This is a genomic window from Bacillus sp. C30 (assembly GCF_040838255.1).
Taxonomy (GTDB): Bacteria; Bacillota; Bacilli; order Bacillales; family Bacillaceae_G; genus Bacillus_A; species Bacillus_A mycoides.
In genome coordinates this window covers 1-12,559 of sequence record NZ_JBFPJH010000085.1, presented here as the reverse complement: position 1 = coordinate 12,559, position 12,559 = coordinate 1, and the positions used below count along the sequence as shown (strand labels likewise).

The window sequence follows — 12,559 nt, the reverse complement described above, 5'->3', positions numbered from 1 at the left end:
CAATATACCTATTTACTATTCTATCGAAATTGAAATATGATAAATCCAACTGAAGTAGTAAATTCAAATAAAAATTCTACTACTTTTGCAGGAGAAATTTCCAATACATTCAGATGAAATCATACTAAAATAATAAAAAAGCGCTATTCTTTTAGTAAGAATAGCGCTTTTTACTCTTGGATTTAGTTAATATTTTCCAGCGAATAGATATGTGCAATTACCCCATCGCTATCAAGCTAAGTTCATACACCGTCAATTATAGTAGAGGTTGTTTCTTTTTCTAAAGGCTATATGTAAGGAATTTAACCCTCCCCTAGAAATCAAAGAATTCCTAAGGGGATACCTACGTAATATAACATATTTACAATTACGTTGCGTTTGGGTTTAAAATGCGTATCTTTTTCATTTACATTACAACCGCCATATTTAAGTTTATAAAAGTTATGCTTTTTAAATAAAAGTAATTACTTGGTTTATAAACTCGTAACCAAAATAACCACTAAATCCGAATAGTACTATTGCGGCAAATATAGATACCCATTTAATAAAGGTTGGATTTAGAAACCGTCTAGTAAAATGAACAAAGCTTAATAAGACCATATCATGCATAAAGATACCTAATAAAATACCTACAGCTATTAATATAAATGTTGATGTACTTGCATTACCTAATGAAGAAACTAGAACCGGCCCAAAGACCCCTATCCAAAAGACAATATTAGCCGGTGATATAGCAATCATAAAACCAGATAAATAAGCTGTTAATAAAGATTTATTAGGATCTTCTCCCTCTATGTTAACTTCTGACTTTGCTTCTTTAATACTTTCTATTCCAATAAACATTAAAAACCCAAAACCTAGTAACCACATAACTGCTTCTACCCACGGATTGGTTAATACACTAGAGAACCCTAGATAAATCAGAACTATTAAAGATAAATCTACAGTCATTCCTCCTATACCTACAAACCAACCATGTACGAAACCATTTCTCATTCCTTGTTTAGTCATTTGGACAGTCATAGCACCTGCAGGTATTGATAAAGATAAACCTAACAATATATATGTAAAGAGTGTTACAATCATAAAAATTCTCCTATTTTAATCAATTATTATTCTTTTTATTAAATTATGCATGAAAAGGGCACTTACCTTTGATCGATTCATTACCATCTGTTATTACATATTATTTCCATTCTCTTTTATCTGGAGCAATCACCCAATTAGATGACCACTCTTTTGGACCATGTTCGTTAAGAGATTTTAAAATACTCCAAGTATCCCTTTGTTGAAGAGCAATGCCTAAAACCCCATAAGATCCTTTACATGTTTAACGTTCTTTTTAGATGTTAGTTTTTCAAGTAATAAAAATGCAACATCAAAAGCTGTACCTGGATTTGAAGATGTAATAATGTTTCCATCTTGAACGATTAAATCATTTTGTACTATTGCACCGAAATTCTTTAACTGCTCTTTTCGTTTACTCGTTGGATGACTGTATGTGGTGGCTTTTTTATCCGTAAGAATCCCGCTTTTTCCAAGCGCTAATGATGCGACACATATACTGGAAATAGGCTTCTGCTTGGCATAAAAATGTTGAATAACATGTAAGAATTCTCTACTATATGCATCCCGATAAAAACCAGCTTCTTCAAAACCTCCTGGAATAGCTAATGCATCAAACTCATCTAATTGAATATCATCAACCGTTTTTTCGGGTATGACAGTAAAATTCCAAGTACAGGTTAATTTATTCCGAAGGCCAACTGTTACGACCTCAGTTGATCCATCTCCCTCCCATTTATTCCAACCTAGTACATCTGTAAATACACTAGCTTCTACTGCTTCAAATCCATCAGCTAATAATAATAAAACCTTTTTCATATCGTAAATCGCCTCCTGTTATCCTTATTTTATACAAATATATAAGGCTGATAAATAAGTTTAATAAGGATATTCGATTGTTTGGCTTTATTATATAAGGAATTTAGGTTATTCTATTTTATAAAAAAAGGTTGGATAATTTATGGATCAAATTGATAAAAAAATCGTGGGATTATTACAGTCAAATGCAAAAATTTCAATGAAGGATCTAGCAGAAGCCGTTCACTTATCTGCTCCGTCAGTAACTGAGCGAGTACGGAAGTTAGAGGAGCAAAAAATTATTGAAGGTTACCATGCACATGTTTCTCTAAAAAAAATAAACCGTCCAATTTCTGCACTTATATTGTTTAAATCAAAGGATTGTAAATCATTAGCTAACTTTTGCTATAATCATCCAGATGTACTTGAGTGTTTCAGAGTAGCAGGGGAAATTAGCTATATTGTCAAATTAGCAACGTATTCTGTAGAAAGTTTAGAACAATTTATTGATGATACAATGCAATATGGTACACCATCAACGAATATCGTGTTATCTTCTTATGAAAAAAAAATAATTGCTCCCTTTATTAGTGAAGAATAAAAATACTGGCACAATCAATTAACTATTACTTACTCAATAATCCTTAATCCTTTAAAAATAGCCCTGATTTTTTGACTGTATAAAAATCAGGGTCTCTAATCATTTTTATCGTTTTTGGGTAACCCATTTTTATTAGCTGGGTAACGATGTGCAATTCCCCCTATATAAACATTTAAATTATTCTTCACAATCCCTCTACTTCCAATAGCAACATGCTTATTACTTCCCATCACTACACCTCATTTCCTTTTTTACAAAAAAAAGACACAGAGATCCCTCCCCATGCCTACTAATTCTCTACTTCTTCACCGCATGTACATAATGCACCGTCTCAAAAGCTTCTAAATAATCGTTTCGTCCTTCAAAATATAATGTATGAACATCCTCTGGTGATAAGTGCTCATAAATGAGTAAGCCCGCCTTCTCTAACAGTGCTTCCATTTCGGTATAAGAAAAACACGATTTCATCGGCTCCCCGCCTATCTCAGCCATCTTTATCATATTTTCAACTCGATTGGATAATCCTTTTTCCGTAAATAAGTTTTCATCAGGATAATCGAAAACGATAGAACTTCCCCCTGGAACCATCTCGAATAAGTATTCTATTAAACTAGAAAGCTCCTCTTTCGTTAAATAGTACGTAACACCTAATAAGCTAAAGAAAGTCTGTTTATTTTCAAACCCTTCATTTACTAATTTTTGCTTCGAGAAATCTTTAGTAAAATCCATCGAAACAAAATGAAGATTGCTTGGAATTTCAAACTCTGCTTCTTTCACTCTTTGTGTTTTAAACGCTTGCGTAGAAGGATGATCCACTTCAAATATTTCTATTTTATTTTCTAATTCTCGATGTCTAAAACAGAACGTGTCTAAACCCGCACCGAGTATGACGTATTGTTTTGCGCCTAATATAATTTCATGTAGTAATACTCTTTCACAATATGCCGCACGTGCCAAAGGTGTTGGTGATAATTGAACTTGTGTAATCCATTTTAAAATTTCTTTCGGATTGTCTTGAAACTGCTGTGCAATGCCTTTATTGAAAAAATGTATTCCTTGAACCATGTTCGTTTCAATATCATTACGTTCTTTTTGTGAAATAAGATCTTTAGCTACATAATCATCAAAGATTTTAGAACTATCAAATTCACTATGATACGCCCTTCCGAAAGCTGATACTAACGACGTTACACTTGCTTCACCTTTTTTCACGCACATACACTCTCCTTCATTTTCACAACAAAAATAGGGTTCCCCTGGCCAGGAGAACCCTATTATACACTTTATTTTTATATTGGTAAATTATAGCATAAATAAGTTTTTTTGTCAAGTTTTCAGCCCGTAACCACCTCAACAATTCACATGTTTTCTAGCAGGAAGATTACAATCCGTACCGAATATTCCAAATTATAACAACATAATTGGAGGGCGTCATGAAACGATTAGTCATTATTACAGTAGGAAAAACGCACAGCGGAAAAACTACATTCGCTAAGGCACTAGAAAAAGAATTACCCAACTCTTTCGTTATGGATCAAGATAACCAAGCAAAATTTATTAACACGCATTATGAAAAATTACAGCCAACTGAAGGCCCTAATACATTTAAGCACGCTCTTTCGAAATTCATTGTTGATTATGCAAAAGAACATACAAATTTACACCTTATCATTTGCAACTCAAATAGAAGCCGAAACGGCCGGATGTATTTGCTGAATGAGCTGTTTAAGGAAGAGGAATATGTACGCATACTCGTTCGTTTTGACATTCCAGATGATATTCTTTATGAAAGAGTAGCTCGTAGTAAGCGAAGTATAAATATATTTAGAGGTAACTATTCCAGTTTCAAAGAAGTACTCGTTCGGCAACAGGCTGAATCTCAACATGAAGATGTAGTAGATCCTGTAGAAAATGAGGCTGATTATTTGTTTGTTATTCGCGATAGTAAAGATGTAAAATCTACTATAGAAAAAATTGTTCATCTTGCTGAAGATTTGTCCCTATCCCAAAATAAGAGACTATAAGAATCACATAATCATAGATTATTATGCAAATACTTCCTCTAAGCGCCGAACATGGTATATAATGATAAAATAATCTACTTCTATATGCTCAATTTTACACAATAGAGTTCACTCATAGGAAAGAGGTACAAAAATATGAAAACAAAACAAACAATCGCTGCTTCTACACTAGCTTTAGCAATGATTGCGGGATCTACCCCTACTCATGCAGAAGTAAATGAAGCTACTCCCCAGCAAAGTACGGGAGATCGCTTAGCTGAAATTAAGCAACATAGACAAGAGTTAGATGCGAAATTACAGCAGCACAAAGAAAATGTGGATCAAACATTGAATGAACTTAACCAAGTTAAGGAAAATGTTGATACAAAGGTAAATGAACTACATGAACGTAAACAAGTTGCAGATGAAAAAATTGGCGAGATTAAACAACATAAACAAGAGTTAGATGCAAAACTTCAGCAAGACAAACAAATCGCCGAAGATAAAATCGCTGAAATTAAAGAGCATAAGCAAACTGTTGATGAAAAGGTTAATGAGATTAAAGAACATAAACAAACTGTTGATGAAAAAGTGAATGAAATTAAGCAGCATAAAGAAAATATCGATGCAAAGGTTAATGAGCTTAAGGAAGTAAAAAAACAGGTAGATGACAAGTTAGCTGAGTTAAAGAAAGCGAAACAAACTGCTGAGGACAAACTTGCTGAAATTAAAGAAAATAAACCGAATACAGGTAACACATTAGAAGAACTTAAGAAAATTAAAGGCAATTTAGATAGTCTTTCATCTAACTTAGAACTAGCTAAACAAGATGTGAAAAACAAATTAGCTGAGTTACAAGAAGCTAGACAAGATTTACTAAATAAAATAAACGAAATGAAACAAGCGAAACAAACTGTTTCAGACGATTTAACAAAGAAAAAGCAAGACTTAGATATTAAAATAAACGATTTTAAACATACTGAGAAAAAAATTGATGACAAATTAGCTGAGTTACATACAACAAAGCAAAATGTAGATAACAAAATTAATGAAGTATCACAATCGAAACAAACGCAAACAGACAATAACAATACTACTGTTCCAGCGAAAAACAGTGCTAGAGAACTTCCTAACGCTGGTAGTGAGCAATCAAGTAACGTGCCTTTAGGAATGTTATCTGTCTTAGGTGGACTTTTATTAGTAACACGAAATAAAATTAAAACGTTATTCTCAAAATAAAGCCATTATATCTATTTTAAAATAATCATACAAAGGCCAACTGCACATATATGTACGGTTGGCCTTTTTTCTTTATATTAACTGCCCATCTCTAAGCGTCAATATACGATCACATACATCAAGCATTCTTTCATCATGTGTAATCATAATTGCTGCTTTTTGACTTTCTTTCACTTCACGTTTCATCATTTCCACGACTTCACGTGCGCGTTTTGAGTCTAAGCTTGCAGTTGGTTCATCCGCTAATATTAAATCTGGGTTGTTCATGAACGCACGAGCGATTGCTACCCTTTGCTTTTCCCCGCCCGATAGTTGATTTGGATAATGAGTTTTTCTTTCTCCTAATCCAAATGCCGCTAATAAATGATCCGCACGATTTTCTGATTCTTGTTTGCTTTCTTTTTTTAGCTTTGCAATGTAAAGCAATTGTTCTTTTACATTTAAATATGGAACAAGATTTGCGAACTGGAAAATGAAGCCGATTTTTTTCAAACGAATGTCTGTCATTTCCTTTTCTGATAACTTCGTAATATTTTGCTCACGAATGTAAATATCCCCTTTTGACGGTGATAGTAAAGCACCCGCGATTGATAATAACGTACTTTTCCCTGATCCAGAAGGACCGACGATTCCGATAAATTCTCCAGCTTTCACATCAAGCGACATCGGATGAAGGGCTGTTACTTCTGTATTCCCTTCTCCGTACACTTTACTTACTTTGTCTAATTTTAATAATGAAGTCATTACATCCCGCCTCCAATTGCTTCTAATGCATCAACTTTTAATACTTGATATAACGAAATAAGTGTTCCTAAAATACTAATGACGATAAAGATTGCTGCATATTGTGCAATCATTGGTGTTGTTAATAAGAACGGCATACCCGCTGGCAAAATCTGTTCTAATCCTTGTACAAGAACAATACTGATTACCATCGCAACGACTGATAAGAATAATGCCTGCACGACTAAGCTATTTGCTAAATAAGAATTTTTCGTACCGATTGCTTTTAGTACACCTAATTGCTGTGTTTTTTGCAGTGTAATGACGTAGAAGAATACACCGATTAGTAACGCAGCGATAACAAGTAAGAACGCGATAATCATCGTTAATGTTCCTTGCTCTTCTTTAAACCCTGGAATACTTTGTAATACTTCTTTTTTGTCGATAACATGTGCATTTTTAATTTCTTTATCTGTATTAAGCGCAATTGCACTATAATCTTTTTGGTTTGGTTGTGAGATAGCGCCCCATACGTCTTCATTTACATAAACGACTGGTGTATGGCTAAACATTTGATCTTTCGTAAATCCTACGATTGTAAATTCTTTCTTTGAAACAGGATCAATAATTGTATCCCCAATTTCAATTCCTTTTTCTTTAATTGATTCATCAGCAACCATTTCGTTGTTTGCTGTACCTAATTTCTCACCTTTTACAATTTTCGGTTCTAAAAATGAATCACGTTCACTTGAGAAAATAGCGACATCAACTTTTTTCGAACTATCTTTCTTTTCATAAGTTGAAACTTTCACACGAAACGGAACGGCCTCTTTCTCGCCTACTTGATTTACTACGTTATCTACATCATCTTGCTTAATTTGTGAACGAAGTAATTTATTTTCCGCATCATCCGCTAGTACAAATTTATTTGCCTCCATATTTTGAATCGATGAAGCATTATCATATGATAATCCATTTGCTAATCCTGAAATTACAAGGACTAAAAATGATAATAACACCATAATAAGTCCGATTAATCCATATCTTAATTTTGATTGTTTTAATTCACGCAGAGCTAAAAACATTTCGCTCGCTCCTTCCTATTACTTTCTATGCACTTATAATAAAAAAGAAATATGAACGGAATATGAACAGAAGATTACATTACAAAGATTAAATTTTCTGAAAGTATTGAAAATAAATAAAATCCTTGATACAATTCAGTCAAATAATATTGACCGAGTAATTTAATTCAAGGAGTTGATCATTTTGAAGCCCATGTTAACATTAACTACTTATAGCCAACTAAAAGCATTAGGCGACCCACTACGCGCCGAAATGATGATGCGTCTATTAGAACGTCCTTATACAGGGCAACTACTATCTGAGAAATTCGGCATTTCAAGGGCTAAAATTCATTATCATTTAAAAGAATTAGAGAAGAATCATCTTATAGAAATCGTTTATACAGAAGAGAAAAATGGCATCGTTCAAAAATTTTATCAATCTGTCGCTAAAGGCTTCACCCCTGCTGCAGAGTTATTGCCTCATTTAGAAATTTTAAGCGAATCAGGTCGCCAAATCTTTTTACAAATGACGGAAACAACGAAAAGCCATATTCTCGCTGCTCCTGAAGAAGCTTTTACATTACGAAAAGCAAGTGAAGACCCAGCTGAATGGAATTACGTTTCATCCAGCTGGGAGTTTTCCGCTACGCCAGAACAATTTCAAGTGTGGGTGAAAAAGTTTCATGAAGTGATGGCTGAATTAAATGAGATCACAAAAGATGCGGATAAAGATCCAAATAGTAAATCATATTACATTTCTACTACTGCACTACAAATCGATGAGCGAGCAATGCAACGCTTTGTGAAAAAAGAAGAAAAATTGTAATTCGATTTTTTTTACAACAACGGTCAATTTTATTTTACCGAATAAATTTATTATAAAGGAGTAGATAAAGTGGACGTATTAAAAAACCGGAATTTCCTCTTATTATTTTTAGGGAGAATTTTTACAAACGTAGGAGATAGTTTGTATTATGTAGCAGCGATGTGGCTCGTATATAAGCTGAGTGGTAATCCTTTTTATTCTGGACTAGCAGGTTTTCTTACATTATTACCTTCTGCACTTCAGTTTCTTACTGGTCCATTCGTTGATAGATGGTCAATCAAAAACACCCTTGTCATCACACAAATTTTGCAATGCATTCTTATTTTAATCATTCCCATTACACACTACTTCGACCTACTAACAGTCCAACTACTACTCATCATCATGCCCATCGTAGCCTTTATCGAACAATTTTCCTATCCCGCACAATCGAAAGCTTTACCACTTCTACTGCATAAAACACAATTATTAAAAGGAAACTCTCTCTTTTCATTTGCGTATCAAGGCATTGACTTAATTTGTACGACTCTTTCTGGCATATTAGTAGCACTACTTGGCGCAATCACTTTATACGTAATCGACTCTTTTACATTCGCGATTACTGCCCTTTTGTTCTTTTCATTGAAAATGCCACAGCAAGCAGAAACCAATACATCACTTTCAACTAAACAATATTTCTCTGATTTAAAAGAAGGTTTTTCCATCGTCTTTCGTTCATTAATGGGCGTATTCTTAATCGGTTCAGTAGTCGCTAATTTTTCAATTGGTATGACAATGGCAATACTCCCTTCTTTCGCTGATTCTTTAGGAGGCGTGAAATCATATGGCTTCTTCTTAGCTGCTATATCAGCAGGTAGTCTCATCGGTGCATTATTCAGTTCATGGGTTGGCAAACGTAACGTTGGCCGTGTCTCTATTATTGGCTTTGCGACTGGCGCTATCTTTTGGTTTCTCTCTACGATTGTACCGTTTCAATGGCTCTCTATTATCTTATTCGGCCTAGCTTGGATTCCAATTGGTGCGACCAACATATTATTCGCGACAATTAGTCAAATTGTAATTCCAAATCAATATATCGGACGCATCAATACAGTCATAGGAAGTATGGGGAAAATTGCTATGCCGTTCGGTTCTTTAATTGGTGGATATACTGCAAATGTATTTAGTAGCCAACTCATTTTCTCACTCGCTAGCATCGGTATTTTATTTATTTCTATAGTATGGCTGCTTCATCCGAAATTACGTTCATTGCCAAAAGCTGATGAGATTACAGCCGATACTTTTGGGGTGCGGTTTAAGGAAGAGTGCGGGAAAGGGGCAGCTTTATAGCAGGAACAAATTTAACCCCGTTCTAAATTTGGGACGGGGTTATAATTATAGTTATTTAATTTTGAATGTAAAATACCTCACTAAAAATATAACAATAACACCAACTAAAACGTTCAATTATCGATTTGATGGCCATGCCCCCTGCATTTTCCTTAATTGAATAATTTGACCTGTATGATAAGCATCATGAAGCATAATGTCTAGTAATTTACCCTCAAGTGAATTTTGTTCAAGCTCTCTTTCGGAAATTGCGCTCAATGCCTGTCTTAAATTACGTTGGGCATTTTCACAACGTTCAACGACTTTCTTCCATTCCTTATCATCATTAGATTGATTGGTAAGATAAAAGGTTTCATCACCGTCGAGATTATGTATCCATTCACGGTCTTCCAAGTTTGCAGCAAGTCTCTCTTTGTAATAAATGAGATGATTAACGTTCTCCCAAATGGTTTTAGTTGCCTCTCCATATGGTTTCCAGATAGCCTGTTCGGCTGTAAGTCCTTCTATAGCATGTTTAAACGGTGCATACCAACTCTCTTTATCGAATGTGGAATCTAGTCCGTTTAAAAACAAGTCAATTCGTTTAAAAGTAATCGCCTCCCTAAATAGTTAAAGTTTCAATAAAAGCCTTATAACTCTGTAGAGATTCTACATTTTCAAATAAACTTCCTGCTAATCTTATTCCACAAACTGACCCAATTGTGAAATAGAATGACTCGCATTTTTTTAAACAACTTTTTATCACTTTACACGTAAGTGATAATATATTGACCAATTGACAAAAATAAGAAGAGACTGTTCCAAAAACAGCCTCTTCCTTTCCATCTATTTCGGAAGCTCAACTCGAACAGTCGTCCCTTCCCCTTTCGTGCTATAAACTGAAACGTTTCCTTGATGCAGTTCAACAATTTTCTGCACAATTGATAACCCTAAACCGCTACCTTCTACGTTTCTTGCCCTTGCTGTATCTACTTTGTAAAAACGATCAAATATACGATCCATTTCTTCTTTTTCCATACCAATTCCGTTGTCTGATATAGAAATGACAATACCGGATTCTAATTCTTCTACAACAAATTCAACGGTTCCGCCATCGTTTGAAAACTTAATGCTATTCGTAAAAATATTACTCCATACTTGATGAAGTAAGTTTTCATCACCTTGTATAGTGATGTCCGGCACATCAAATTCGACAGCTATATCTTTTTCACGCCATTTCCATTCGAGCATAAAAATGACGTCTTTAATTTGCTTTTGTAAGTGAAACTCTTTCATTTGTAGAACTTTCTCTTCTTTATCTAATGAAGCAAGCGTAAGTAACTGTTTACATAAACTAGACATCCGCTTACTTTCGCCCTCAATAATTTTCAAGTAACGTTTTCTTTCCTCTTCACTCATATTCTCCGATTGTAATGTTTTCGAAAAACCTTGTATCGAAGAAAGTGGAGATTGGAATTCATGAGAAACGTTAGAAACGAACTCTTGTCTCATTTGGTCTAATTCTTTAATGCTCTTTGTCATCTTTTGAAAATTAGTTGCTAGTGTACCAATTTCATCTTTTCGATTTTCATCTAATTCGATATCATATTCACCACTTGCAATCTTTTGAGTCGCTTTCGTAAATGTTCGAATAGGACGAACAATATACCCTGCTGCGATCGCTATAAAAATGATACTTAATACAACGATGAAACCGAGTAATACCGCTAGAAAAATTCTCATCTCACCAAATTGTTGCTGAATATCAGGGCGAATGAATAAAGCGTACTGTTTATCATCGTGTTTTAGCGGTACACCGACACTATTAATTAATTCATTATCGAAAAATCCTGTAATAAAGAGGCGCGTTGGATATGTGGAAACGCCATTAAACGTCTCACCTTGCAATACTTTATGAACAGTATCATCACTAATTGTTATCTTACGAAACGCATTCCCAATACGCTTTCCATGATTTTCGTCATCTACAATATAAATTTCATACCCTAACTTCGCAATAGACTGTAAGTATGCCTCTTTATTCTCTTCGCTTTGCTTTTCATATAATGATTTTACTTCTTTAGCATACATTAAAATCTTTTCACTATTGTACGGTTTTAACTTCACTTGATAATATACGTTCGTTAATAAAAAACCGATAATACTACTAAGAAGCATAATACCGACTGTCATAAAAACAAATCTAGAATATAATGATTTCATTTTATTTCAACTCCAACTTATAACCGAGTCCGCGTACTGTCGTAATTTGAAAATCATCTGTTCGTTTTGAAAAACGATCTCTCAGTCGCTTCACATGAACGTCAACTGTTCGTTCATCTCCTTCAAAATCCATTCCCCATACTAATTCAATTAATTCTTCTCTTGAAAAGGTTCTTCCAGGATAACTAGCAAGTTGTGATAATAATTCAAATTCCTTTAATGGAAGCAAAATCGTCTGACCGTTACACTTCACTTCAAACCCTTTTCGGTCAATTGTCGTACCGTGCAGCGTAATAATATCAGCACTCAGCATTTGATAACGACGCAGTAATGCTTTCATACGGAAAATGACTTCAGCTGGCTCAAATGGTTTTACAATATAATCGTCCGTACCAGAAATGAATCCTTTTTCTTTATCGACTAGCTGATCTTTTGCAGTTAATAAAATAACAGGTATATCATGATACTTCCGGATTTCTTCGCATAACGTATAGCCATCAACAAACGGCATCATAATGTCTACTATCGCAAGATGAATATTTTCTTTCTCTAAAACGCCTTGCGCTACCTTTCCATCTTCCGCTTCAAAAACTTTAAAGCCCTCTTTTTGTAAATGGTAATGCAATAACTCTCTAATATGTTTATCATCATCAGCTAATAAAATATGTATCATCTTCATTAAACCCTCTCTTGTTCATCCTTCTAC

14 protein-coding genes are annotated in these 12,559 nt (G+C 34.3%); 5 read left to right on the top strand and 9 right to left on the bottom strand.

All coding sequences use genetic code 11. The features are described 5' to 3' along the window. Positions 1–450: 450 nt before the first annotated feature. A complete protein-coding gene (locus tag AB3X49_RS10855; RefSeq protein WP_367962003.1) occupies positions 451–1,086 on the bottom strand; it encodes a LysE family translocator in 636 nt (211 codons plus the stop codon). A 216-nt stretch (positions 1,087–1,302) separates the two neighbouring features. Beyond that, on the bottom strand, positions 1,303–1,884 hold the full coding sequence (locus AB3X49_RS10850) for a DJ-1/PfpI family protein (RefSeq protein WP_367962001.1): 582 nt from the start codon (positions 1,882–1,884) through the stop codon (positions 1,303–1,305). Between the two features lie 142 nt (positions 1,885–2,026). Here AB3X49_RS10850 and AB3X49_RS10845 point away from each other — a divergent pair, with 142 nt between their 5' ends. After that, the gene (locus AB3X49_RS10845; RefSeq protein ID WP_367961999.1) at positions 2,027–2,464 is read left to right on the top strand and encodes an Lrp/AsnC family transcriptional regulator; all 438 of its coding nucleotides are present in this window, start codon (positions 2,027–2,029) and stop codon (positions 2,462–2,464) included. Between the two features lie 95 nt (positions 2,465–2,559). Here AB3X49_RS10845 and AB3X49_RS10840 read toward each other — a convergent pair whose 3' ends face one another. Both AB3X49_RS10840 and AB3X49_RS10835 read right to left on the bottom strand, forming a co-directional pair. After that, a complete protein-coding gene (locus tag AB3X49_RS10840; protein ID WP_367961997.1) occupies positions 2,560–2,694 on the bottom strand; it encodes a hypothetical protein in 135 nt (44 codons plus the stop codon). A 67-nt stretch (positions 2,695–2,761) separates the two neighbouring features. Next, positions 2,762–3,682: a class I SAM-dependent methyltransferase gene (locus tag AB3X49_RS10835; RefSeq protein WP_367961995.1), complete on the bottom strand. Its 921-nt coding sequence runs from the start codon at positions 3,680–3,682 to the stop codon at positions 2,762–2,764. Between the two features lie 215 nt (positions 3,683–3,897). Between AB3X49_RS10835 and AB3X49_RS10830 the strand changes: the two genes are divergently transcribed. Continuing rightward, positions 3,898–4,488, top strand: coding sequence for an AAA family ATPase (locus tag AB3X49_RS10830; protein WP_367961993.1), 591 nt, complete (start codon positions 3,898–3,900; stop codon positions 4,486–4,488). Positions 4,489–4,623: 135 nt separating this feature from the next. Continuing rightward, positions 4,624–5,706, top strand: a complete 1,083-nt coding sequence (locus tag AB3X49_RS10825) for an LPXTG cell wall anchor domain-containing protein (protein ID WP_367961991.1) — start codon at positions 4,624–4,626, stop codon at positions 5,704–5,706. A gap of 72 nt (positions 5,707–5,778) precedes the next feature. On the opposite strand, the gene AB3X49_RS10820 is transcribed toward AB3X49_RS10825, so the two are convergent. Continuing rightward, positions 5,779–6,450 (bottom strand): ABC transporter ATP-binding protein, encoded by a 672-nt coding sequence (locus tag AB3X49_RS10820; protein WP_085311878.1) that lies wholly within the window; start codon positions 6,448–6,450, stop codon positions 5,779–5,781. After that, positions 6,450–7,514 (bottom strand): ABC transporter permease, encoded by a 1,065-nt coding sequence (locus AB3X49_RS10815; RefSeq protein WP_367961989.1) that lies wholly within the window; start codon positions 7,512–7,514, stop codon positions 6,450–6,452. Before AB3X49_RS10815 ends, AB3X49_RS10820 begins: the two co-directional genes overlap by 1 nt. A 184-nt stretch (positions 7,515–7,698) precedes the next feature. Between AB3X49_RS10815 and AB3X49_RS10810 the strand changes: the two genes are divergently transcribed. Both AB3X49_RS10810 and AB3X49_RS10805 read left to right on the top strand, forming a co-directional pair. Then, entirely contained in the window at positions 7,699–8,322 is a 624-nt protein-coding gene (locus AB3X49_RS10810) for an ArsR/SmtB family transcription factor (protein ID WP_367961987.1), read from the top strand. Between the two features lie 69 nt (positions 8,323–8,391). Then, on the top strand, positions 8,392–9,651 hold the full coding sequence (locus AB3X49_RS10805; protein ID WP_367961985.1) for an MFS transporter: 1,260 nt from the start codon (positions 8,392–8,394) through the stop codon (positions 9,649–9,651). A gap of 117 nt (positions 9,652–9,768) precedes the next feature. Here AB3X49_RS10805 and AB3X49_RS10800 read toward each other — a convergent pair whose 3' ends face one another. The 3 genes from AB3X49_RS10800 to AB3X49_RS10790 form a co-directional block, all read right to left on the bottom strand. Then, positions 9,769–10,224, bottom strand: coding sequence for a DinB family protein (locus AB3X49_RS10800; RefSeq protein ID WP_367961983.1), 456 nt, complete (start codon positions 10,222–10,224; stop codon positions 9,769–9,771). A gap of 252 nt (positions 10,225–10,476) precedes the next feature. Continuing rightward, positions 10,477–11,853 carry a sensor histidine kinase gene (locus AB3X49_RS10795; protein WP_367961981.1) on the bottom strand — a complete coding sequence of 459 codons (1,377 nt, stop codon included), beginning with the start codon at positions 11,851–11,853 and terminating at the stop codon, positions 10,477–10,479. A 1-nt stretch (position 11,854) separates the two neighbouring features. Next, positions 11,855–12,532: a response regulator transcription factor gene (locus AB3X49_RS10790; protein WP_000781971.1), complete on the bottom strand. Its 678-nt coding sequence runs from the start codon at positions 12,530–12,532 to the stop codon at positions 11,855–11,857. Positions 12,533–12,559 lie beyond the last annotated feature (27 nt).

Coding starts and splice junctions, on each gene's coding strand:
- AB3X49_RS10855 (WP_367962003.1), bottom strand. CDS start 1,086: ATGATTGTAACACTCTTTACATATATATTGTTAGGTTTATCTTTATCA.
- AB3X49_RS10845 (WP_367961999.1), top strand. CDS start 2,027: ATGGATCAAATTGATAAAAAAATCGTGGGATTATTACAGTCAAATGCA.
- AB3X49_RS10795 (WP_367961981.1), bottom strand. CDS start 11,853: ATGAAATCATTATATTCTAGATTTGTTTTTATGACAGTCGGTATTATG.
- AB3X49_RS10820 (WP_085311878.1), bottom strand. CDS start 6,450: ATGACTTCATTATTAAAATTAGACAAAGTAAGTAAAGTGTACGGAGAA.
- AB3X49_RS10840 (WP_367961997.1), bottom strand. CDS start 2,694: ATGGGAAGTAATAAGCATGTTGCTATTGGAAGTAGAGGGATTGTGAAG.
- AB3X49_RS10835 (WP_367961995.1), bottom strand. CDS start 3,682: ATGTGCGTGAAAAAAGGTGAAGCAAGTGTAACGTCGTTAGTATCAGCT.
- AB3X49_RS10790 (WP_000781971.1), bottom strand. CDS start 12,532: ATGAAGATGATACATATTTTATTAGCTGATGATGATAAACATATTAGA.
- AB3X49_RS10825 (WP_367961991.1), top strand. CDS start 4,624: ATGAAAACAAAACAAACAATCGCTGCTTCTACACTAGCTTTAGCAATG.
- AB3X49_RS10815 (WP_367961989.1), bottom strand. CDS start 7,514: ATGTTTTTAGCTCTGCGTGAATTAAAACAATCAAAATTAAGATATGGA.
- AB3X49_RS10830 (WP_367961993.1), top strand. CDS start 3,898: ATGAAACGATTAGTCATTATTACAGTAGGAAAAACGCACAGCGGAAAA.
- AB3X49_RS10850 (WP_367962001.1), bottom strand. CDS start 1,884: ATGAAAAAGGTTTTATTATTATTAGCTGATGGATTTGAAGCAGTAGAA.